Origin of the sequence: Streptomyces sp. A5-4, from assembly GCF_051131715.1 — a bacterium.
Classification (GTDB): Bacteria; Actinomycetota; Actinomycetes; order Streptomycetales; family Streptomycetaceae; genus Streptomyces.
Window position 1 is genome coordinate 3,129,725 of record NZ_CP178591.1, and the last position, 19,830, is coordinate 3,149,554.

Annotated in this window: 25 protein-coding genes and 1 tRNA gene; 5 read left to right on the forward strand and 21 right to left on the reverse strand. The window is 70.2% G+C overall.

The window, feature by feature from the left end; translation table 11 throughout:
• Nucleotides 1-504: 504 nt before the first annotated feature.
• From ACLLJJ_RS14340 to ACLLJJ_RS14355, 4 genes are all read right to left on the reverse strand, one after another.
• The gene (locus ACLLJJ_RS14340) at nucleotides 505-687 is read right to left on the reverse strand and encodes a hypothetical protein (RefSeq protein ID WP_434590758.1); all 183 of its coding nucleotides are present in this window, start codon (nucleotides 685-687) and stop codon (nucleotides 505-507) included.
• A gap of 119 nt (nucleotides 688-806) precedes the next feature.
• Nucleotides 807-1,688, reverse strand: coding sequence for an SDR family oxidoreductase (locus ACLLJJ_RS14345; RefSeq protein WP_434590761.1), 882 nt, complete (start codon nucleotides 1,686-1,688; stop codon nucleotides 807-809).
• Entirely contained in the window at nucleotides 1,685-2,647 is a 963-nt protein-coding gene (locus ACLLJJ_RS14350) for an alpha/beta fold hydrolase (RefSeq protein ID WP_434590763.1), read from the reverse strand. Before ACLLJJ_RS14350 ends, ACLLJJ_RS14345 begins: the two co-directional genes overlap by 4 nt.
• A complete protein-coding gene (locus ACLLJJ_RS14355) occupies nucleotides 2,644-4,224 on the reverse strand; it encodes a flavin-containing monooxygenase (RefSeq protein ID WP_434590766.1) in 1,581 nt (526 codons plus the stop codon). Before ACLLJJ_RS14355 ends, ACLLJJ_RS14350 begins: the two co-directional genes overlap by 4 nt.
• Nucleotides 4,225-4,386: 162 nt before the next feature.
• Here ACLLJJ_RS14355 and ACLLJJ_RS14360 point away from each other — a divergent pair, with 162 nt between their 5' ends.
• Complete coding sequence (locus tag ACLLJJ_RS14360) at nucleotides 4,387-5,103, forward strand: MerR family transcriptional regulator (RefSeq protein ID WP_434600416.1); 717 nt, start codon at nucleotides 4,387-4,389, stop codon at nucleotides 5,101-5,103.
• Between the two features lie 73 nt (nucleotides 5,104-5,176).
• Nucleotides 5,177-5,677, forward strand: a complete 501-nt coding sequence (locus ACLLJJ_RS14365; RefSeq protein WP_434590769.1) for a DUF5949 family protein — start codon at nucleotides 5,177-5,179, stop codon at nucleotides 5,675-5,677.
• Nucleotides 5,678-5,856: 179 nt separating this feature from the next.
• Here the strand turns inward: ACLLJJ_RS14365 and ACLLJJ_RS14370 are convergent, their stop codons facing one another.
• The gene (locus ACLLJJ_RS14370) at nucleotides 5,857-6,252 is read right to left on the reverse strand and encodes a rodlin (protein ID WP_434590772.1); all 396 of its coding nucleotides are present in this window, start codon (nucleotides 6,250-6,252) and stop codon (nucleotides 5,857-5,859) included.
• A 202-nt stretch (nucleotides 6,253-6,454) separates the two neighbouring features.
• Between ACLLJJ_RS14370 and ACLLJJ_RS14375 the strand changes: the two genes are divergently transcribed.
• Nucleotides 6,455-6,850: a rodlin gene (locus tag ACLLJJ_RS14375; RefSeq protein ID WP_434590774.1), complete on the forward strand. Its 396-nt coding sequence runs from the start codon at nucleotides 6,455-6,457 to the stop codon at nucleotides 6,848-6,850.
• Nucleotides 6,851-7,084: 234 nt separating this feature from the next.
• A complete protein-coding gene (locus tag ACLLJJ_RS14380) occupies nucleotides 7,085-7,306 on the forward strand; it encodes a chaplin (protein ID WP_434600417.1) in 222 nt (73 codons plus the stop codon).
• A 206-nt stretch (nucleotides 7,307-7,512) separates the two neighbouring features.
• Here ACLLJJ_RS14380 and ACLLJJ_RS14385 read toward each other — a convergent pair whose 3' ends face one another.
• From ACLLJJ_RS14385 to ACLLJJ_RS14425, 9 genes are all read right to left on the reverse strand, one after another.
• Entirely contained in the window at nucleotides 7,513-7,821 is a 309-nt protein-coding gene (locus ACLLJJ_RS14385; protein WP_434590777.1) for a hypothetical protein, read from the reverse strand.
• A gap of 258 nt (nucleotides 7,822-8,079) precedes the next feature.
• A complete protein-coding gene (locus ACLLJJ_RS14390; RefSeq protein ID WP_434590780.1) occupies nucleotides 8,080-8,949 on the reverse strand; it encodes a chaplin family protein in 870 nt (289 codons plus the stop codon).
• Between the two features lie 133 nt (nucleotides 8,950-9,082).
• The gene (locus tag ACLLJJ_RS14395; protein ID WP_434590783.1) at nucleotides 9,083-9,316 is read right to left on the reverse strand and encodes a chaplin; all 234 of its coding nucleotides are present in this window, start codon (nucleotides 9,314-9,316) and stop codon (nucleotides 9,083-9,085) included.
• A 274-nt stretch (nucleotides 9,317-9,590) separates the two neighbouring features.
• Entirely contained in the window at nucleotides 9,591-10,034 is a 444-nt protein-coding gene (locus tag ACLLJJ_RS14400; protein ID WP_434590786.1) for a helix-turn-helix domain-containing protein, read from the reverse strand.
• Between the two features lie 126 nt (nucleotides 10,035-10,160).
• Entirely contained in the window at nucleotides 10,161-10,331 is a 171-nt protein-coding gene (locus ACLLJJ_RS14405; RefSeq protein ID WP_434590789.1) for a hypothetical protein, read from the reverse strand.
• A 126-nt stretch (nucleotides 10,332-10,457) separates the two neighbouring features.
• Nucleotides 10,458-11,366, reverse strand: coding sequence for an alpha/beta fold hydrolase (locus tag ACLLJJ_RS14410; protein ID WP_434590792.1), 909 nt, complete (start codon nucleotides 11,364-11,366; stop codon nucleotides 10,458-10,460).
• A gap of 30 nt (nucleotides 11,367-11,396) precedes the next feature.
• On the reverse strand, nucleotides 11,397-12,641 hold the full coding sequence (locus ACLLJJ_RS14415; RefSeq protein WP_434590795.1) for a beta-ketoacyl-[acyl-carrier-protein] synthase family protein: 1,245 nt from the start codon (nucleotides 12,639-12,641) through the stop codon (nucleotides 11,397-11,399).
• The gene (locus ACLLJJ_RS14420; protein WP_434600418.1) at nucleotides 12,638-12,871 is read right to left on the reverse strand and encodes an acyl carrier protein; all 234 of its coding nucleotides are present in this window, start codon (nucleotides 12,869-12,871) and stop codon (nucleotides 12,638-12,640) included. Before ACLLJJ_RS14420 ends, ACLLJJ_RS14415 begins: the two co-directional genes overlap by 4 nt.
• Before the next feature lie 192 nt (nucleotides 12,872-13,063).
• Nucleotides 13,064-13,861 (reverse strand): exodeoxyribonuclease III, encoded by a 798-nt coding sequence (locus tag ACLLJJ_RS14425; protein ID WP_434590798.1) that lies wholly within the window; start codon nucleotides 13,859-13,861, stop codon nucleotides 13,064-13,066.
• A 65-nt stretch (nucleotides 13,862-13,926) separates the two neighbouring features.
• Between ACLLJJ_RS14425 and ACLLJJ_RS14430 the strand changes: the two genes are divergently transcribed.
• Nucleotides 13,927-14,412: a GNAT family N-acetyltransferase gene (locus ACLLJJ_RS14430; RefSeq protein WP_434590801.1), complete on the forward strand. Its 486-nt coding sequence runs from the start codon at nucleotides 13,927-13,929 to the stop codon at nucleotides 14,410-14,412.
• 27 nt (nucleotides 14,413-14,439) lie between these two features.
• On the opposite strand, the gene ACLLJJ_RS14435 is transcribed toward ACLLJJ_RS14430, so the two are convergent.
• The 7 genes from ACLLJJ_RS14435 to glp all read right to left on the reverse strand — a co-directional run bounded on the left by ACLLJJ_RS14435 (nucleotide 14,440) and on the right by glp (nucleotide 19,827).
• Complete coding sequence (locus ACLLJJ_RS14435; RefSeq protein ID WP_434590804.1) at nucleotides 14,440-15,081, reverse strand: NAD(P)-dependent oxidoreductase; 642 nt, start codon at nucleotides 15,079-15,081, stop codon at nucleotides 14,440-14,442.
• Between the two features lie 235 nt (nucleotides 15,082-15,316).
• Nucleotides 15,317-15,390: transfer RNA gene (locus ACLLJJ_RS14440), tRNA-Ala, on the reverse strand.
• 60 nt (nucleotides 15,391-15,450) lie between these two features.
• Nucleotides 15,451-16,641, reverse strand: a complete 1,191-nt coding sequence (locus ACLLJJ_RS14445) for a hypothetical protein (RefSeq protein WP_434590807.1) — start codon at nucleotides 16,639-16,641, stop codon at nucleotides 15,451-15,453.
• Nucleotides 16,642-16,803: 162 nt separating this feature from the next.
• Nucleotides 16,804-17,430, reverse strand: a complete 627-nt coding sequence (locus ACLLJJ_RS14450; RefSeq protein ID WP_434600419.1) for a GNAT family N-acetyltransferase — start codon at nucleotides 17,428-17,430, stop codon at nucleotides 16,804-16,806.
• Nucleotides 17,427-17,948: a MogA/MoaB family molybdenum cofactor biosynthesis protein gene (locus ACLLJJ_RS14455; protein ID WP_434590810.1), complete on the reverse strand. Its 522-nt coding sequence runs from the start codon at nucleotides 17,946-17,948 to the stop codon at nucleotides 17,427-17,429. The genes ACLLJJ_RS14450 and ACLLJJ_RS14455 overlap by 4 nt, the downstream gene beginning before the upstream one ends.
• Nucleotides 17,945-18,424, reverse strand: a complete 480-nt coding sequence (gene moaC, locus ACLLJJ_RS14460; protein WP_434590813.1) for a cyclic pyranopterin monophosphate synthase MoaC — start codon at nucleotides 18,422-18,424, stop codon at nucleotides 17,945-17,947. The genes ACLLJJ_RS14455 and moaC overlap by 4 nt, the downstream gene beginning before the upstream one ends.
• Before the next feature lie 62 nt (nucleotides 18,425-18,486).
• Nucleotides 18,487-19,827 (reverse strand): molybdotransferase-like divisome protein Glp, encoded by a 1,341-nt coding sequence (gene glp, locus ACLLJJ_RS14465; protein ID WP_434590816.1) that lies wholly within the window; start codon nucleotides 19,825-19,827, stop codon nucleotides 18,487-18,489.
• Nucleotides 19,828-19,830 lie beyond the last annotated feature (3 nt).

Below are 19,830 nucleotides of genomic sequence, written 5' to 3' on the forward strand. Positions count from 1 at the left end.
GCGTGGGAGGGGACCCGGGATCCACTCGATCAACCCCCAACCACCGCCATGTCACCCGGTCCGGCGGGTGAGGACCGGGACCGCTGCCCAACACCCCCACCCCCTCGCCCCACCACTCCGTTCCAGCCAGCCCGGCAACACGGGCCCCCGGCACCCACACCACCCCGCCACCCAGCCCGTCCGGCGCTTGAGGACCGGGACCGGTGCCCGAAAACCCCCCGCACCCACACCACCCCGCCACCCAGCCCCTCCGGCGCTTGAGGACCGGGACCGGTGCCCGAAAACCCCCCGCACCCACACCACCCCGCCACCCAGCCCCTCCGGCGCTTGAGGACCGGGGCCCGGGGCGGAGCCCCGGTTTCGGGAAGGGGCGGGTAGGGGATAGCGGCGCAGGCAACCCGCACCCCTGGCCGACCCGCACCCCCGCGCCCCCACACCAAGGCGGCGCACCCCACACCAAAGGGGGCGCACCCAGAAACGACGGGCACGCCCCCTCCACACGCACTATCCCTTGAAGCCGTCCTGCCCCTCGTCCCGCGCCCGCTCCCCTTCCTCGCGCATCTTCTCCTGCTTGTCCTGCGCCTCACTGCCACGCTCGGACGCCTCGTCCTTCGCGCCGCCCGCAGCCTTCTTGGCCTGGTCCGCGAGCTCTTGCGCCTTGTCCTTGAACTGGTCTGCCATGCCCATGACGTGCACTCCTAGACGGGGTGAAGGGGTACAGGGACGGCCGGAGGCAGGGGCGAACGCATCGCCCCTGCCTCGGGCCTCGACCAGACTGACACGCCCCGACATTCTCCGCATTTCGATCAATAACGCTGCGTACGCGCCTTCTCGTCCGCCTCGCCGCCCGCCCCCACGAGCCCCCTGCTGACACTGGCCAGCCGCGGCTCGAACCGCTTCATCTCGCGCTGGCCCACCGCCCCGATGACGGCGGGCAGGTAGCCGCGTACGGACTGCATCCCCCGCAGCCACCACTGCGCGTACACGTGCGAGGACCGGCGTTCGATGCCCGCGACGATCCGGTCCACCGCGGGGCCCAGGGGGTAGGTCCGGTTCGAGGGCCACGGCAGCCGCTGCCGCAACTCCCGCATCACATCGTCCTGGTCCGCGCCCCGCACCATGTCCGTGTCGGTCCACGACAGATAGCCGACCCCGACCCGCACACCCCGGTAACCGACCTCCGCCCGGAGGCAGTGCGCGAACGCCTCGACCCCCGACTTCGACGCGCAGTACGCCGTCATCATCGGCGCCGGCGTGATCGCGGCCAGCGACGCGATCTGGAGGAAGTACCCCCGGCTCTCCATGAGCACGGGCAGGAACGCCCGCCCCGTGACCGCCCCGCCGATCAGATTGACCTCGATGACCCGTCGCCACGCGTCCGGGTCGGAGTCGATGAACGGCCCGCCCGAGGCGACTCCCGCGTTGGCGACCACGATGTCCACCTTGCCGAAGCGCTCCTTCACCTCCTGCGCGACCCGCGCCATCGCCACGTGGTCGGTGACGTCCGCGTACCAGTAGTCGCTCTCGCTGTGCAGCCGATCCGAGACCCTCTTGAGCTCTTCCGGCTCCAGCCCGACCAGCGCCACATTCGCCCCGCGCGCCGACAGTTTGCGGGCCAACTGCTCGCCCACGCCCCGCGCCGCCCCCGTGACGACCGCGACCTGACCTTCAAGACTCTGCCTGCTCATACGACGTCCTCCTTCTCGCTTCGGGCACCGTCACTGCCGACACGGCCGGCACCACTGACATCGACGTACGTCACGACGAGCTCGCGGAGCTTCGCGGTGACGGCCTCCGGGGCCTCCACCGGCGTCATGTGCCCGACGCCGGTCAGCTCCGTGATCCCCAACGACTGCGGCAGCGCATCGGCGATGGCCCGCGCATGCACGGGCGGGGTGAGCCGGTCCGCGGTGCCCGCGACGATCGCGGTGGGCACCCGCAAGTCCCGTACCCCGGCTTCGAGATCGAGCTCCCCCAGCACGTGCGACCAGGCCACCCGCGCGGCCCGAGGGCAGGCGTGCACGATACGGGCGCACCGCGCGACCCGCTCCGGCGCCGTACCGGGGCCCATGGTCCCGTATTTGAGGATCTTCCTGGAGAGCGGCGTGACCGGCCCGAGGGGAGCGCGCGCCCCCAGAATCGCCCGGGTGATGCGCGTGCGCACGCCCCCGGCACGCATCGGCAGGATGAGCGACTCCCCCACCAGCCGCGAACTGCCCGTACTGCACAGCAGAACGGCCGCGGCGTGCTCCTCGAACTTGGGCCTCCGTGCGGCGGCCATCATCGTCATCCCGCCCATGGAGTGCCCCGCGAGCAGGGCCTTCTCACCGGGGGCGAGCGCGACGGCGAGTACCGCTTCGAGGTCGTCGGCCAGGGCGTCCGTGGTGTAGCCGCCGTGCGCCACGGCAGGGGTACGCCCGTGCCCGCGCTGGTCGTACACGATCACCCGGTACTCACCGGCCAGCGCCCTGATCTGCGCGTCCCAGAAGAGCGTCGAGCACGTCCACCCGTGCGCGAGCACGATGGCGGGCGAACCGTCGGGCCCATGCACCTCCACATGCAGCCGGGATCCGTCGGCGGACGTCGCGGTCAACTCGCGCGAGGGCACCAGCACCCCGCTGCCCCCCGTGGTCAAGAGCCGGCTCATGCCACCGCCTCCTTGTCAGACTGGCCCAAGGCCTTGCCGGAACCCTTGGCGCCCCGGGCGGGACTCATGACTTCCGAGGCGGCCGAAACGCCCACGGACTCCGCCGCACGCACCCGCACGACCTCGTACTCCGCGAGATTCACTTCCCGAGTGGCCCGCCGGAACTCGCTCGGCGTGCCCGGCCAGATCGTGGTGTTGCGCCCATTGGCATCCAGGTACCAGCTGTCGCACCCGCCGGTGTTCCACACCGTGCGCTTCATCCTGTCCTGCACTCGCCGGTTCCACGCGTGCACGGCGGAGGCACGGGCACCCAGTGCGACCTTGCCGCCCAGGACGGACAACTGCCGCATGTAGTCGGCCAGATAGTTCAGCTGGGACTCGATCATCAGGATCATCGAGCTGTTCCCGAGGCCCGTATTGGGGCCGATGATCGTCATCCAGTTGGGGAAGCCGGCCGCGGTCGCCCCGCGCAGCGACTCCATCCCGTCCTTCCACGCCTCGGCGAGCGTGATGCCGTCGGCGCCGACCACCCGCTCCGCGATCGGCATGTCGGTGACATGGAAACCCGTACCGAAGATGATCGCGTCGACCTCGGTCTCGGTCCCGTCGGCCGCGACGACCGTGGAGCCGCGCACCTCCTTGAGCCCGGAGGCCACCACGTCCACGTTGTGCTGGGCGAGCGCCGGGTAGTACGAGCTGGACAGCAGGATGCGCTTGCAGCCGATCCGGTACGACGGTGTCAGCTTGGCCCGCAGCGCCGGGTCCTTGATGGCCTTGGCCATATTGGCCTTGGCTATGGACTCGACGGCGCCCAGCTGCCCCGGGTGCTTGGTGAACGCCGTGACCTGAAGCTCCCGCAGCCCGAACAGGACCCCGCGCCGCGCCTTCCCGGTGAACGGCACGTTCCGGTGCAGCCAGCGCTCGGGCCCGGTGATGGCCCGGTCCATCCGCGGCATCACCCATGGCGGCGTCCGCTGGAACAGCGTCAGCTTCGCGACGTCGGGCTGGATCGCCGGCACGATCTGGATCGCCGACGCCCCCGTCCCGATCATCGCGACGCGCTTTCCGCGCACGTCGTAGTCATGGTCCCAGCGCGCCGAGTGGAAGACCTTGCCGGGGAATCCGGCGAGCCCCGGCACGTCGGGGGTCTTCGGGTCCGACAACGGCCCGGTGGCCGAGACGACCACATCGGCGGTCAGCACCCCGCCCGCGGTCTCGATCTCCCAGCGCAGCTCGTCGTTGTCCCAGCGCATCATCGTCACTTCGTGGTTGAGCCTGATGTGCGGGCGCAGCCCGAAGGTGTCCGCGACATGGTCCAGGTACGCGCGGATGTGCCGCTGTCCGGAGAAGGTGCGCGGCCAGTCCGGGTTGGGCGCGAAGGAGAACGAGTAGAGGTGCGACGGTACGTCGCAGGCGCAACCCGGATAGCTGTTGTCCCGCCAGGTGCCGCCGACCGATTCGGCCCGCTCCAGGACGACGAAGTCGGTGATCCCCTCGCGGCGCAGCCGGACGGCCGCCCCGAGGCCACCGAATCCGGATCCGATCACCGCCACTCGTACGTGCTCGTGCTCGGCCATGCCGACGCCTCCCGCGCTCCGCGACTCTGCCAGCAATCACTGGCATGGTTGGGAGCGTAGAACAGCTGCGTACTGATGGGTAGGGGTCCGGCCAGAGAAGTTACCGGCGGTAGTGCATAGGCTTCCCTGGTGGCATCAGGAGCAGCAGCACGCGAGTACCGCATGGAGGAGCTGGCCAGGGCGGCCGGCATCACGGTGCGCACCCTGCGCTTCTACCGGGAGCGCAAACTGCTCCCGCCACCGCGCCGCGAGGGCCGTATCGCCTGGTACGACGACCACCACCTGGCCCGGCTGCGCACCATCGCCGCCCTCCTGGAGCGCGGCCACACCCTCACCGGGATCGCCGACCTCGCCGCCACCTTCGAGAGCGGCCGTGACGTCGGCGAACTGCTCGGCCTCGGCGAGGACGCCGACCCCGTCACCTGGAGCGAGGAGACCCCGGTCCGCCTCACCCCGGAGGCGCTCGCCGACTACTTCGCCGGCCAGGTCACCGCGGAGAATCTCGCGGCGGCGCTCGACCTCGGCTACCTGGGCACCGACGGCGACGAAATCGTCCACATCAGCCGGCGCCTCCTCGACGTGTCGGCTGCCCTGGTCCGCGAGGGCGTACCGCTCGCCGCCGTCCTGGGGGCGGGGCGCGAGGTGCGCAAGCACACGGAGGCGATGGCCGGGCTCTTCACCGGCCTGGTCCGCGACCACATGGGACCGGAGGCGGCCGGCGATCCGGCCGCGTCGCTGGAGCGGCTGCGCCCGCTCGCGAAGAGCGTCGTCGACGCCGAGCTGTCGATGGCCCTGGACCGTCTCATCCGGACCGCGCGGGCCAAAGCGGAAGAACGCGCGACCGACTCACCGGAGAAGCTTCCACGTACGGGGTATTGAGCCCCGTCCGCTTAGCCCGGCCGGGTGAATCGGGCACCTGCCCCGGTACCCGGGGCAATTAAGGTCCGGGGCTATGACCTCAACAGAGACCGCTGAAACCCGCCTGAACCCCGCCGACTTGGGCACCATCACGGTGATCGGCTGGGCAGGCGAGAACATCGATGACGGCCGCGACCTGCCCTTCCTGCTCGCCTACTCGCTGGGCGACGGCGAAGGCGGCCCCGAGGCCGGCGAGCAGGCCGTCCGCCTTCTCCTCGAACAGACCGGGCTGCCGGTCGGCGGCGGCGTGTTCGAGGTCTCCCGGACCAACTCGCCGGTTTCGGTACTCCTTGAGAGCGGCAGCGCGTCGGTGACCATGCCGAGCCTCAAGGCGCAGTGCCTCGTTCCCGAGCAGTGGACCCAGGCGGCCCTCAAGCGGAAGCATGTGCACTTCCTGTTCACCACCCGCCCGTGGCCGCAGGGCGCCCCCGGCACCGACGTCACGGCAGAGGACCTGAAGGCGTTCATCGGCGACGAGGAGGTGCTCGCGGCCTCCGCGCACTGCGTCGTCCCGGTGACAACTCTGCGCAAGTGACCACACCCGGTTCCGCGAAACTGCCACCGCAGCGGTCAGGCCCCCCAGATGACTTCCATCTGGGGGGCCTGACCGCTGCGGTGGGGCAAGGGAAGCGGCTGGTCTTCCCTTACGCGCCACTCACCAGGCCCGGGCAACCGCACAGAACCCTGCGGGGCGCCCGAGCTGTCAATGAGGGATCAGTCGTTCGTCGCGCCGTTGCCCGAGAGGAAGTTGTCCAGGAAGTGCGACAGCGTCTCGTCACCCTTGACCTGGCTCGAGTTCTCAACGCACTGCTGGCTCTGCGGGTTGGACAGAATGTCCTGGACCCCGACATTGACGAGGCCGACGACCGACTGGATGTTCCGCACCGGGATCGCGACACACGGCTTGTTGAACGAGCCCTGGATGAGCGACATCTGGGGACTCATGTCGCCGTGGGTGGAGGAGTTGCCGTAGGACTGCATCGACCCGTTGCCACTCGCGGTCTCGGTGGCCCGGTCGTCGCCGGCCGCCAGCGCCTGCGGAGCGGCCGCGACACCAAGGCCCATGACGGAAGCGGCGACGGCAGCAGTAGCCATGACCTTCTTGATCACTGTTTTCCTCTTTCCCATGTCATACCCCGAGTTGAGGCACCATGAGCAACTTCGCATCAGCGGTTAAGTCACCCTGCACCACCCATTCGGCGGTGCGGATTTGTAATCCAAATACCATTCGGGTGAACGGGCGCAACCAATCCTCGTGACGAAAGTTGAGCCTGACGCAGAATCCTGCGTACCGGACTAACAAGGAAATCAAATGCTCAAGAAGATGATGGCCACGGCCGCTGTTGCCGCTTCCGTTGCCGGGCTCGGCGTGGCAGGCGCCGGCCAGGCGAACGCAGCTGGCGACGACCGGACCACCCAGACCGCCAGCGGCAACGGGTCGCTGCAGTCCTACGGCAACTCGACCATCCACGGTAACCAGAGCCCGTCGCTGTCGATCATCCAGGGCACGCTCAACAAGCCGTGTGTCGCGGTCCCGGTGCGGAACATCCAGACGCTCGTCGCGCTGGTCAACGTCGGTGTTCAGGACATCCTGTCCAACCCGCAGGAGCAGCAGTGCGTTGAGAACTCGAGCCAGGTCAAGGGTGACGAGACGCTGTCGCACGTCCTGGACAACGCCATCGCCGGCAACGGCGCCTCGAACGGCTGACGCCTCTAGCGCGTCCAGTGCGCTGACCCTGGCCCCGGAAGTCTCCACCCGGGGCCAGGGTCTACGCGCCCCTGATCGATCTGGTCAGGGGCGCGCCGCCATTTCCCGAAAAGCACTGTTGCCCGAACCTGTCCGCACGTCATCGGCACCATATTAATTACTATTGAGCCGTCGGTATGAACTTCCCCTGTCGGCGGGCGTGCTGCGAAGCATTCTTCAGCGCCGTATGCCAGCATCGCCGAAAAGGCCGCTCTCGTCATCGCCACCGCGGGTCTCGCCGCTGGCTCCGCCGCCGCCGACAGCGAGGCCGCGGGCGTCGCGACCCACTCGCCGAGCGTCCTGTCCGGCAACCTGATTCAGATCCCGGTTCACGTGCCCGTCAACGTCAGCGGCAACACCGTGAACGTCATTGGCCTCCTGAACCCGGCGTTCGGCAACGAGGCGACCAACGCCTGAGTCGCCGGAATCACCCGAGGGGCCCCGCGGACGTGAGTCCGCGGGGCCCCTCGTTTTCGGAGCCGGGGCCGACCACGCACCCGCCGGGGGCACACGAGTCCGGTGAGGGCGCACGCACCCTGCACGCCAAAAGGCCGGCGTACGCGCTCCTGGCGCACATGCCGGCCTTGTGGCCATGCTCTCGGCGCCACGAGGCGCCGCCCGGGTCAGCCGCCGAGAGGCTGACCGCCGAGCAGCGGAGCCGACTTGGCGGCACTCTTCAGCAGGTCCGCGGGCTTGCCGTCCTTGGCCTGGTGCACGTCGTGCGCGGTCTTCGTCACAGTGCTCAACAGCGGCTTCGCGACCGGTCCGTCCAGCGGCCGGTCAGTGTTCATGGCGTCCGTCAGGGTCTTGACGCCGGAGTTCAGACTCATGGACCCCTCGGGGGCAGCCATGGCCGGGGAGACAGATCCCGCGGCCGCTCCCGCGGCGATCACCGAAACAGCAAGGGCCGATGCGGCCTTCATGTACTTCATTCTTATTAATCCCTTTTTGTGGTGGCGTAATCCGCGACCTTGGCATCCCGTGACACGCTGATGCTGCTCTTCCATGTCACCGACACCATGGCTAACGAATCCCCGCACGCCGAGAAACTGAAGCGACCGGCCTTCTTGCCGATTCACTCGAATGCCCGGAACAAACGCGCGAGGGAGCGGATCCGTGGATCCGCTCCCTCGTCGAGTGCAGACTGCTCGTCCGGGCGCCGGGCGCCGCGAGCGCGTCAGCCGGGTACTTCAGCTCTGCGTCACCCGGCCACGACGGGCCAGCAGGAATCCTCCACCGAGCAGCGCGGCACCGATCGCCACGGCGGTGCCGACCTGGCCGGCGCCCGTCTCGGCCAGGGCCGGTGCCTCGGCGTCCGCCTGGAGACCGTGCTCCTGCGGCTTGTTGTCCGCGTGCGGCTCGTTGGCCCGCGGCTCCTCGGACGGGGGCTCCTCCGTGACCGGCTCCTCGGACGGGGGCTCCTCCGCGGGCGGCTCCTCGGACGGGGGCTCCTCCGCGGGCGGCTCCTCGGACGGGGGCTTGTCCCTGGGCATCGTGGAGGCGCCGTTGGCGCACTCGTTGCCGAACGCCGGGTTGAGCAGCCCGACGACGTCGACGGAGTTACCGCAGACGTTCACCGGCACGTCGAGCGGAACCTGGGCGGCGTTGCCGGACAGGACGCCCGGCGAGTGACTCGTCTCCGAGTGCGCGGCCGAGCCGCTCGGGCTGCCGCCACCGTGGTGACCGGGGGCACCGTGGTGACCGGAGCCGCCCTCGTCGCCGTAGCCGTTGTCATGACCGGAGGAGTCTCCATGGTGACCGGGGCTGCCCTGGTGGCCTGAATTTCCGTGGTGGCCGGGGTTGCCGTGACGACCGGACGAGACATTGGCGCACTTGTTGCCGAAGGCCGGGTTGAGGGCCCCGACGACGTCGACGGTGTTGCCGCACGCGTTCACCGGCACATGGACCGGAGCCTGCACACTGTTTCCGGAGAGCACCCCCGGCGAGTGCGTGGTCGCCCCGCTGGCATCGGCATCCGCGTGGGCGTAGCCACCGGACATTGCGAGGACCCCGGAGGCAGCCGCCGCGACGACGACCCCCTTGCTCAATACCTGTCGCACTATGCCGTTCCCTGTCTTCCATGCTTGCGGGCGAGCCCGTTGCTCACACACGAGGATTTTCAGCTGGCCCCCGAGCACATGGCGTGCGCTCGGGGGCCAACTGGGTCCCACCACTTAACGGTGAAGCCGGGTGTTACTTGTTGATGCAGACGTTGCCGAACGCGGGGTTCAGCAGGCCGATCACAGAGATGGTGTTGCCGCACAGGTTCACCGGCACGTGCACGGGGACCTGCACGCTGTTGCCCGACAGGACACCCGGGGAGTGGCTGGTGATGCCCTTTGCTTCGCTGTCCGCAAGGGCCGGGGAAGCGACACCGACAGCCATGAGCGATCCGGCGATGAAGGCGGCGGTCTTCAGGTACTTCATTGTTTTTGAACCTTTCCGGCGACGACGCCCTACACAGCCACGTCCTTCGCGCTGCACGAGTCTGTTCCTCACGCCCGTAGCGTCGCCGTCGACATCGGTAACGATCCGATTCCGCCGAGGAAACTCAATAAATGAACCTATCTTTGCGCTATCACCCGAACGCCACACGATCGGCCCGTCGGAGCTCCGGCAAACGGGGCCGGCCCGAGCCGGGGCAAGAGGGAATCGGTTGACGATTGTCGTACGGCACGGGGCAGATGGCGGGGCGCGGAAATCAGCGGGCCGCGGCCCGGGCGGCGTACCAACGGCCGTCGCGCTGTTGGGCGAGGTGATGGGCGGCGAGGCCGTCCACGTGCCGGTTGATCGTGGCCGACTGGTAGCCGACGACGCCGCTCAGCTCGTCAACGCTCGCTCCGGCGTCCCCGCAGGTGCGCAAGTGCTGCCAGGTGCGCTCGGCGGGGCGCCCGATGCCACCCGCCTGGACGGGCCTGAAGACGATCGTTTCGTCAACGGCCGCCGCCTCGGTGCCGGTGCCCTGCGGAGGCTCGCCGCTTTGCACCGGTCCGGTGGTCTGCGCGGGCCCGGCGCTGTTCGTACCGCCGGCGCTCTCCGCGCGCCCTGAGCCCTCGACCGCTCTGCTCCTGGCGACCGGGCGCGGGGTGCGGTTGACCCGGCGGTGGCGACGGCCCTTCTGCTTACGACGCTTCTGCATCGGCATGGGCTACTCCGTCCTGAGGTGAAGGTGCCTGTGTGACGTGGACGCCGTGAGGTGCCCCTGCACTACACAGGAGCACCTCACGGGCTGTGCCTCTCGGCGGGTGCGGTGTGACGGGGACGGGCCGCGCTATTCGGCTCCGGTGAGCTTGTCCACGTCCTCGAAACTCCCCTCCGCGACCAGGTCCGGAACGGAGATGGGGAGCCCCAACGGGTGGTCCGTCGAGTCGGCCTGGGCGGAGGGCGGGGGGGTGATGAGAGCCGCGACCACTCCGGCTGCGAGGGATGCGACAGCGGCCATGCTTCGTTTCTTCATGTCCTGCCAACGGCGGACGCGCCCACAAGTCACGGACATATCAAAAGACAACGCCGACGCGGTGGGTACGGCGCCCGTCCGCGGCCGGGGTCGCGGCGCCCTCGCGTCCTCTCAGGAAACGACGCCGAGCACCGCTTCGGAGACCGATCGGGCCTGGCGGGGCACCGACCTCAGGTAGTTGGCCGTCTCCAGCGGCTGGTCCGTGAAGAACCGTGCCGCCAAGTCCGCCACCTCGTCGGCTCGTTCCAGGACGACCCAGTGGTCGGCGTCCCGGATGGTGGTGAAACGGCTGCTCTGGATGGTCGCCGCGAAGGCGCGCTGGCGTTCGGCGGAGGTCACCGTGTCGTGTTCGCCGGTGAAGACCAGCGTCGGGACACCGGACAGGCCGCCGGAGAAATCGGGCCGGTCCCCCAGCGAGCGCTCCAGCGAGTCCGCGGCGTGCGGCGAGTGCGCGACGGCATGCAGCATGGACCGCCTGACGTACCGGAAGGCGAGATCCCTGCGGGTCACATGACGGTCCGGGTCGACGCACATGAGCGCCTCGGCCACCAGCGTGGCGAAGCCCTCGGTGTCCCCCGCGGCAAGCCGGCCGGTGGCCCGCCGCCAGTGGGCCCGCTGCTCGTCGCTGATGTACGTCGGTACGCCGCCGAGGATCAGCCGGGCGATGCGCCGCGGATTGCGCTGCGCGCAGCCGAAGGCCAGTGCGGCGCCGTAGGAGAAGCCGAACAGGTTGACCCGCGGTACGTCGAGATCCTCGATGATCTGGGTGACGGCAGTGCACAGGAGCTCCGCGCTGGGGCCGGGTGGCAGCGGGGCCGCGGTGCCCATGCCCGGCAGGTCCGCGGTCACGATGGTCGCCATCGGCCCCAGCCGGTCCTCCAACTGGGGCCAGCCGAGCATGCCCTGCAACGCACCTCCGAGGACCAGGACCGGCTCGGTGAGCGCATCGGCCTGCCGCAGCACGCGGTAGGCGTAAGGCAGCCCGTTCACCGACAGGGATCGGACGACTTCCTCGGGCATGCGCCTCTTCCTTCTGGTGGTCTAGCTGGTCTAGGCCCGGGTGAGGACAAGTGCGGCGTTGTGGCCGCCGAAGCCGAGCGATGTCTTGACCGCGCAGTCGAACGCCGCGGGCCTGGCGGCGCCGCTGACGACCTCGATCGGGATCTGCGGGTCGGGCGTGTCCAGATTGACGGTCGGGGGGACGAGTTGGTGCTCCAGGGCGAGCACGGTCAGCGCGGTCTCGATGCCGCCGGCCGCGCCCAGCGTGTGGCCCGTCATTGCCTTCGTCGACGTAACGAGCGGATGCGTGCCCAGGGTTCGGTGCAACATGGTCGCTTCGATCAGGTCGTTGAATACGGTCGAGGTGCCGTGCGCGTTGACGTGGCCGATCTCGGACGCGGCGACGCCCGCGTCGGCCATCGCGGTGCGCAGCGCGCTCTCGATGCCCCGGCCCCCGGGATCCGGCGCCACGGCCGAGTACGCGTCACTGGAGGCCCCGTATCCGGCGACGTGGGCCCGGATACGGGCGCCGCGTGCCCTGGCGTGCTCCGGGCGTTCCATCACGAGCAGACCGGCGCCCTCGCCGACCACGAACCCGTCCCGGTCCGCGTCGAACGGCCGACAGGCCGCCGCCGGGTTCTCCCGCCGGGTGGAGACGGCCTTCATCTGGCAGGCACTGGCGATCAGCAGCCGCGAGCGGACGGACTCCGCGCCGCCGGCGACGACGATGTCGCAGGCGCCCGTGCGCAGCAGCTGGTGCGCGGTGCCGATCGCCACGGTGCCCGAGGAGCAGGCGGTGGACACCGCGAGGCTCGGTCCGCGCGCGCCGATGTCCATGCAGACGCTGCTGGCCGCGCTGTTGACGACGGTCAGCGGAGCGAGCTTGGGCGAGACGCGGCGCGGGCCCTTCGCGGCGAGTACGGCGGACTGCTCGTCGTAGAAGGGCAGTCCGCCGTGGGCCGACCCGATGACGACCGCGACCCGGCCGCCGTCCCACACGGAGGCGTCGAGCCCCGCGTCGGCGACGGCCTCACGCGCGGCCACCACGGCGAGCTGGGAGAACCGGTCCATCAGCCGCTGCGCCGCGACACCGAGGATCAGCGCGGTGTCGAGGTCGTCGACGCCGTACATGAAGTCGCACGGCAGGTCGCGGAGCTCCTCGCGGTGGGACACGGAGGTGGGTGCGGCGCCCTCGGTGACGCCGTGCCACGCGGCCTTGACCCCGACCCCCGCGGCGGTGACCAGGCCCAGCCCCGTCACCGCCGCGCTGAAGGGCTTCTGCGTGGGCGCCGTCACACGAGGATCTTGCTGTGTACGAGCTCGACGAGCTGACCGACGGTGTCCCGCGAGGTCAGTGCGGCGTCCCCGAGGTCGATCTCCAGACGGTCCTCGATGAGGAGCCGGAATTCCTCCAGGGCCAGGGAGTCCATGTGCAGTTGATGGAGCGACACCTCGGGCTGGACGGCTGCGGGGTCGACTCCGAATTTCTGCACCATGAGCGTGCTGACTTCTTCTGCCGCACTCACCATTCGGCACTCCTTCGCATTCGTACACGATGTTGCCAACCGCATGTTGGTGCGTACGTGTCGGCGAATCTGGCTGAGTTGAACGGCAACCTTTATACGCGCTCACTCGGACGGTCTCTTACATCGTTCGCTCAATGCGGTGAGTAATAGCTTCTGTGTACGAAGCCTCAAGTGCCGGTCGGGGCCACGGCGTTACAGATCGAATACGACGGTCACCGGCGCATGGTCCGACCAGCGGAGGTCGTGTGCGGCCGCCCGTTCCACGTATGCCTTGACGGCCCGCCCGGCGAGCCGGCCGGTCGCCACCAGGTAGTCGATGCGCCAGCCCGAGTCGTTGTCGAAGGCCCTGCCGCGATAGGACCACCAGGAGTACGGGCCCTCCTGGTCCGGGTGCAGCGCGCGCACCACGTCGACGTACGCCGCCTCGTCGAAGACCCGCGTGAGCCAGGCCCGCTCCTCGGGCAGGAACCCGGAGTTCTTCTTGTTCGCCTTCCAGTTCTTGAGGTCGGCCTCCTGGTGGGCGATGTTCCAGTCGCCGCACACCAGCACCTCGCGCCCGTCGGCCGCGGCGCGCTCCTTCAGCCCCTGGAGGTACGGCAGGAATTCCGCCATGAACCGGACCTTCTCGTCCTGCCGCTCCGTGCCGACCTCGCCGGAGGGCAGGTAGAGGCTGGCGACCGTGACGCCGGGGAGGTCCACCTCGACGTACCGCCCGCTCCCGTCGAACTCGGCGCTGCCGAAACCGACCTGCGTGCGCTCCGGCGCCCGCCGTGTATAGAGCGAGACGCCCGCGCGCCCCTTGGCGGCAGCGGGGGCGTGCACGACATGCCAGCCCGCCGGTTCGCGCACCTCGTCCGGGAGCTGGTGCGGCTCGGCCCGTACCTCCTGGAGACAGATCACATCGGCCGAGGTCTCCGCCAGCCAGGGCACAAAACCCTTTTTCGCGGCGGCGCGCAGCCCGTTCACATTTACGCTGGTCACAGTGAGCATCCGGGCACAATACCGACATCGAAGCACGGTCGACCCCGGCAATGCATAGCTGTACGATCGCCCGTATGAATATCCAGATTTGCGCCTACGACCACCCCGACGCGGTCAAGCTCGAAGCCCAGGTGCAGCAGGAATACATGCTGCGCTACGACGACGGCGAGGGCGACAGTACGCCGCTCGATCCCTCCATGTTCGAGCCACCACGGGGCATCTACCTCATCGCGTACGACGACCGGCACCGCCCCGTCGCCACCGGCGCCTGGCGCTCCCAGGAGGAGAACGGCGAGGGCTACGCGGCAGGCGACGCCGAGATCAAGCGCATGTACGTGATACCCGACTGCCGCGGCCTGGGGCTCGCGCGGCGCATCCTCGCCCTCCTGGAGGCGGACGCCCTCGCGGCCGGCCGCACCCGGATGGTGCTGGAGACGGGCACCCAGCAGCCCGAGGCCATCGCCCTTTACACGTCGAGCGACTATCTCCCGACGCCGAAGTTCGGCCACTTCCGCGAGTACGAGGACAGCCGCTGCTTCGCCAAGCCGCTCACGCCGTAACGCCCCCCGCACAGGCCCCGGCGCGGCCTAGTACGCCGCGGTGAACCTGGTCCGGTGATGCTTGGGCCGCTCCGCCTCGTCCAGCAGCACCACCGCGAGATCCTCCATGGAGATCGCCGAGTTGCCCTCGGCATCGACCAGCAGCTCGTCGGCGCCCAGCCGGTACGCGCCGGTGCGCTCCCCCGGCTCCAGCAGCGCGGCCGGGCTCAGATAGACCCAGTCCACCCCGGGGGCGGCGGCGCGGACCACTTCCAGCTGCTCGTTGCACGCCAGCGCGATGGGGCGCCAGGACGCGGGGAAGCCGGGTCCTTCGATCACGGTGGCACCGTCGGCGCCGGGCAGCGTCAGGCTGCCCGCACCACCGACGACCAGCAGCCGGACGCCGCTGCGGGCGACTCCGGCCAGCAGCGCCTCGGTGGTCGACCGGAGTTCACCCTCGCGGCCCGGGGCCGGCCGGGTCGCGGTGATCACGAGGTCCTGGCCCGCGCTCAGCGCGGCCACGTCCTCGGCGTCGGCCGCGTCGCCGGCCTTGGCGGTGGCGGCGGCGTCCAGCTCGCGAAAGCGGGCCGGGTCACGCACCACGGCGGTGACCTCGTGCCCGCGCGACAGCGCCTCGGCCACCACTCGACTCCCCAGATTTCCGGCCGCCCCGAACACGGTGATGCGCATGGCTCGCGCTCCTCTTCTGCGTCTTCACCCATGGATTGCTTAGCGCTAAGCAATATACCTTACCGCTAAGCTATTTCTGGCCGGGGACGCTCCGGTTTCAGGAAGCGGATGGCGGGGGCGGCGCGGGCGGCCCGTACGGCCGGGACGGAACTGACGGCCCAACAGGCCCGGGGCACAAAAAAATGAGCTCCCGCCCGATCTGAACGATCGGACGGGAGCTCATCAACTGCTGCGGTGGACCTGTGGGGATTTGAACCCCAGACCCCCTCGATGCGAACGAGGTGCGCTACCAGACTGCGCCACAGGCCCTTGCAACGAGAGAAACTCTAGCACTCCGATCGGGGTGCTTGGAAATCCGTTCCTCGCAGGTCACTCGTTGACCGCGCGCGGTCGGTCGTCGTCCGCGTACTGGTCGAAGAGCGGGGTGCGGCCCCGGTCGCGATTGCGCCGCGGTGGCGCTGTGCGCTGACGAGGGGGCTGCTCGGCGGCGGGCGGCGGCTCCGCCTCCGGAGTCGGTTCGGCGGTACTCGACCGGGCCGAGCTCCAGGTGTTCGGGTCGCCGAAGTCCACACTGCCCGTGGCGCGCGGCGCGACCGGGGCGGTGACGTACGTCGGCAGCGGGACCGGCACCGGGTCCCAGCTCTCGCCACGCGCCGAGCCCCGCTCGCGCTCGCGCTGCTGGTCGACCCACTCCGCGTGGTCCGTCTGCTCCACCAGGGCGCGACGGCCCGCCTCCTGCGGGGAGACCGCGGGCGCCGGTTCCGGTTCCGGCCGTACGGCAGGCTCCTCGTCCGGCTCCGCGCCGGCCGAGCGCCGCCCCTGGTGCGGGCGGCGCTCGCGCAGCCGCTGCGCCGCCACTTCGGCCCTGCGCCGGTCCATGGTGAAGGCGAAGCGCCGCCGCTCCCGCGTCCGCAGGTGCACGATGTACATGCTCAGCAGGAACGCGGGGATCGCCGGTGCCCACAGCGCGCGCAGACCGCCGACCGCCGCGACGATCGCGCCCACGGTGAAGACGACGAAGAGGACCATGATGGTGCGCCGACGGCGCGCGAGGACCTTCGAGCGCCGGGCGCGTTCGGCGGCTGCGCCCGTAGTGCGCGCGCGCCGTCCGTCTCGTGCGTTCTGCAGCGCACTCTGCCGCGCGTTCTCCCGCGCCTCGTCGCGCGCGTGCTCCCGCGCGTCTTCCTCCCGTGCTTCTTCTCGCGCTTCTTCGCGCGCCTCCTGCCGTGCTTCCCGAGCCTTTTCGCGCGCCTCCCGCGCGTCGGGGCGTTCGGTCTGCAACGGGGGCGCGACAAAGGCCCGGACGTCGACGGAACTCATTCGGTCCGTGACGGCATCCGGGTCCACGTCGGGCTGCGCCTCACCAGCGGTGCGGTCCTGCAGCTCCTTGGCGTATCGGCGCTCCATGGCCGCCCGTCCGGACAGCAACCGGATGGCGGTGCTGAAGCGTTCCGTCGGACGGGCCTCATTGAGCTCGTCCTGCCTGCGGAGCCACATCGGCACCAAGTAGGCGGCCCAGGCCCCGACGATGACTGCGTAGATGAGGCCACTGCTACTCACACCCCACACCGTAGAGGGGTCTGCGCTGGGCCATCCGCCAATTGGCCCGGTGTGTCGCACGATCTGGCTGATAACTCGAACTTTTTTTGTGATTGATCGGATCAGCAGGCTGCTTTGTGGGTCCACATACGGTCAGTAGGTGATCAATTTCGAACACTTATTTTATTTCCGGGGCGTTCCCGGCCGTGCTCGCCGCCAGCGGGACAGCAACCCTTCCGGCACCTCTTCCGCCGTGAGTGCGAAGACCAGATGGTCACGCCATCCACCGTCGATGTGGAGATAACGGGGGCGCAGGCCCTCCTCACGGAATCCGAGCTTTTCCACGACCCTGCGGCTGGGGACGTTCTCGGGGCGAATGCAGACCTCGATGCGGTGCAGACCGACCGTCCGGAAGCAGTGGTCGACGGCGAGGGCGACGGCCGTGGGCATCACGCCGCGGCCCGCCACGTCACGGTCGACCCAGTAGCCGATGTGCCCCGAGCACATCGACCCCCAGGTGACCCCGGCGACCGTCAACTGGCCCGCCAGCTGGCCCCGGTACTCGATGACGAAGGGCAGCATCCGGCCGGCGTTGGCCTCGGCGCGCAGATGACGGACCATCTGCCGGTAGGTGGGGCGCAGGGCGACCGGGCCCGCGGGGGCGGGCGGCGGGATCGTCGCCTCCCAGGGGCGCAGCCAGTCGCGGTTGCGCCGGTTGACGTCACGCCAGTTGCGCTGGTCGCGCAGCCTTATCGGGCGGAGGACGACATCGCCGTCCGCGAGGTCGACGGGCCAGGGTGAACCGTTCAGCTCGGGCTCCCGAGTCGTGGGGTGCCGGGGTGGTCGCCGCCCCTGAGCTGGTCGACGGCGTGCGTCAGGAGCCGGTCCAGAACGGCCAGGCCGTCACGCACCCCGCCGGTGGAACCGGGCAGGTTGACGATCAGGGTCCGGCCGGCGACACCCGCGAGGCCCCGGGAGAGTGCGGCGGTCGGGACCTTCGCCAGCCCCTCGGCCCGAATCGCCTCGGGGATGCCGGGGATCTCGTAGTCGATGACGCGGCGGGTGGCCTCGGGGGTCCGGTCGGTGGGCGAGATGCCGGTGCCGCCGGTGGTGACGATGACGTCGCACGCGGTGGCGACGCCCGCACGCAGGGCCGCCTCCACCGGGTCGCCGTCCGGGACGACCTCGGGACCCGCGACCTCGAAGCCCAGCGCGGTCAGGGCATCGGCGATCAGCGGGCCGCCCCGGTCGGCGTAGACACCGGCGGACGCCCGGTTGGACGCGGTGACGACGAGGGCTCTGAGGGGTGCTCGGTCGGCGGCGGTCATGAACGGCTCCAGTCGCCGGACTTGCCGCCCGTCTTCTCCTCGACCTGGACGTCGGTGATGACCGCGCCCTTGTCGACCGCCTTCACCATGTCGATCACGGTGAGCGCGGCGACCGTGACAGCGGTCAGCGCCTCCATCTCGACGCCCGTGCGGTCGGTCGTGCGCACCGTGGCGGCGATCTCCACGGCGTCGTCGGCGACGGACAGGTCGAGCTTCACGCCGGAGAGCGCCAGTGGGTGGCACAGCGGGATCAGGTCGGGCGTGCGCTTGGCGCCCATGATGCCCGCGATGCGTGCCGTGGCGAGCGCATCGCCCTTGGGTACGCCCTCACCACGCAGCAGCTCGACGACGCGCGGCGAGACGAGGACGCGTCCGGTGGCACGGGCGGTGCGCGCGGTGACGTCCTTGGCCGATACGTCGACCATGCGGGCCGCGCCCGCCTCGTCGATGTGGGTGAGCCGTTCCTGCGTACTCATTACGTGTGGCGCTCCCGGTCAGGGCCTGTGAGGGCAGACACGCTACCCCCACCGGACCCCTGTCACCCGAGCAGGACCACAACGACCTCCGCGCCGGGCTCCAGCGAGGTGGTCTCCTCGGGAACAGTGATCAGTGCGTCGGCCAGGGCCAGGGCCGCGACCAGGTGCGATCCGGCGCCGCCGACGGGCGTGACGGTGCCCGACTCCTCGTCGTACGTGCCGCGCAGGAACTGGCGTTTGCCCGCCGGGGAGCCGAGCGGCTTGTCGGCGCGCAGCGTCGCGCGGGCCGTGGGGCGGTGGACGTCCTTGAGGCCCATCAGGGCGCGGATCGCGGGGCGCACGAAGAGCTCGAAGGAGACGTACGACGAGACCGGATTGCCGGGGAGCGCCAGCAGCGGGGTGTGGTCGGGGCCGATGGAGCCGAAGCCCTGGGGCTTGCCGGGCTGCATGGCGAGCTTGCGGAAGTCGATGCCGCTGCCCGGCTCGTCCTCGTCGCCGACGGACGAGAGCGCCTCCTTGACCACGTCGTACGCGCCGACGCTGACGCCGCCGGTGGTGACGACCATGTCGGCCCGGATCAGCTGGTCCTCGATGGTGGCGCGGAGTGTCTCGGCGTCGTCGGTGACTGCGCCGACGCGGTAGGCGATGGCTCCTGCGTCCCGGGCGGCGGCGGTCAGCGCGTAACTGTTGGAGTCGTAGATCTGCCCCGGGCCCAGCTCCTCGCCGGGCTGGACCAGCTCGCTGCCGGTCGACAGGACGACGACGCGGGGACGCGGGCGGACCATGACGGTGGCGCGGCCGATGGCCGCCAGCAGTCCGATCTGCGGCGGGCCCACGATCGCGCCGGCCTCCAGAGCGAGGTCACCGGCCTGGACGTCGCTGCCACGGGCACGCACATGGGCACGGGCCTCGACGGGGCGGTGGACACGGACTTCGCCCGAGGCGTCCTCGGGCGACGCGCTGTGCGCGCGCATCGTGGCGGCGGGACCGCCGCCCGTACCGCCGTCGGTCCATTCGACGGGGACGACGGCCTCGGCGCCGGGCGGCAGCGGGGCTCCGGTCATGATGCGGGCGGCCTCGCCTGGGCCGACGGTGAGCAGCTCGCCGCTGCCGGCCGCCACGTCACCGATCACCGTGAGGACTGCGGGGAACTCCTCGCTCGCGCCCGCCACATCGGCGGTGCGCACCGCGTACCCGTCCATCGAGCTGTTGTCGAAGGGGGGCAGCGCGACGGGCACCGTCACGTCCTCGGTGAGGACACAGCCCTGGGCGTCCGGCAGTTGCAGCTCGATGGGTTCGAGCGGGCGGATCGCGCCGAGGATGTCCTCCAGGTGCTCGTCCACCGACCAGATGTGGCCGTCCTGTCCGGTGGACGCTGCCGGCGACGCTGTGGTGCTGCTCAAGGT

What these genes read in the sequence shown, in the direction of transcription:
- ACLLJJ_RS14435 (WP_434590804.1), bottom strand. Translation starts at nt 15,081, where the DNA reads ATGCGCATCACCGTGTTCGGGGCGGCCGGAAATCTGGGGAGTCGAGTG.
- ACLLJJ_RS14360 (WP_434600416.1), top strand. Translation starts at nt 4,387, where the DNA reads ATGGAGGAGCTGGCCAGGGCGGCCGGCATCACGGTGCGCACCCTGCGC.
- ACLLJJ_RS14405 (WP_434590789.1), bottom strand. Translation starts at nt 10,331, where the DNA reads ATGGCCGCTGTCGCATCCCTCGCAGCCGGAGTGGTCGCGGCTCTCATC.
- moaC (WP_434590813.1), bottom strand. Translation starts at nt 18,424, where the DNA reads ATGAGTACGCAGGAACGGCTCACCCACATCGACGAGGCGGGCGCGGCC.
- ACLLJJ_RS14350 (WP_434590763.1), bottom strand. Translation starts at nt 2,647, where the DNA reads ATGAGCCGGCTCTTGACCACGGGGGGCAGCGGGGTGCTGGTGCCCTCG.
- ACLLJJ_RS14395 (WP_434590783.1), bottom strand. Translation starts at nt 9,316, where the DNA reads ATGAAGTACCTGAAGACCGCCGCCTTCATCGCCGGATCGCTCATGGCT.
- ACLLJJ_RS14375 (WP_434590774.1), top strand. Translation starts at nt 6,455, where the DNA reads ATGCTCAAGAAGATGATGGCCACGGCCGCTGTTGCCGCTTCCGTTGCC.
- ACLLJJ_RS14345 (WP_434590761.1), bottom strand. Translation starts at nt 1,688, where the DNA reads ATGAGCAGGCAGAGTCTTGAAGGTCAGGTCGCGGTCGTCACGGGGGCG.
- ACLLJJ_RS14385 (WP_434590777.1), bottom strand. Translation starts at nt 7,821, where the DNA reads ATGAAGTACATGAAGGCCGCATCGGCCCTTGCTGTTTCGGTGATCGCC.
- ACLLJJ_RS14400 (WP_434590786.1), bottom strand. Translation starts at nt 10,034, where the DNA reads ATGCCGATGCAGAAGCGTCGTAAGCAGAAGGGCCGTCGCCACCGCCGG.
- ACLLJJ_RS14410 (WP_434590792.1), bottom strand. Translation starts at nt 11,366, where the DNA reads ATGCCCGAGGAAGTCGTCCGATCCCTGTCGGTGAACGGGCTGCCTTAC.
- ACLLJJ_RS14430 (WP_434590801.1), top strand. Translation starts at nt 13,927, where the DNA reads ATGAATATCCAGATTTGCGCCTACGACCACCCCGACGCGGTCAAGCTC.
- ACLLJJ_RS14455 (WP_434590810.1), bottom strand. Translation starts at nt 17,948, where the DNA reads ATGACCGCCGCCGACCGAGCACCCCTCAGAGCCCTCGTCGTCACCGCG.
- ACLLJJ_RS14355 (WP_434590766.1), bottom strand. Translation starts at nt 4,224, where the DNA reads ATGGCCGAGCACGAGCACGTACGAGTGGCGGTGATCGGATCCGGATTC.
- ACLLJJ_RS14425 (WP_434590798.1), bottom strand. Translation starts at nt 13,861, where the DNA reads ATGCTCACTGTGACCAGCGTAAATGTGAACGGGCTGCGCGCCGCCGCG.
- ACLLJJ_RS14365 (WP_434590769.1), top strand. Translation starts at nt 5,177, where the DNA reads ATGACCTCAACAGAGACCGCTGAAACCCGCCTGAACCCCGCCGACTTG.
- ACLLJJ_RS14340 (WP_434590758.1), bottom strand. Translation starts at nt 687, where the DNA reads ATGGGCATGGCAGACCAGTTCAAGGACAAGGCGCAAGAGCTCGCGGAC.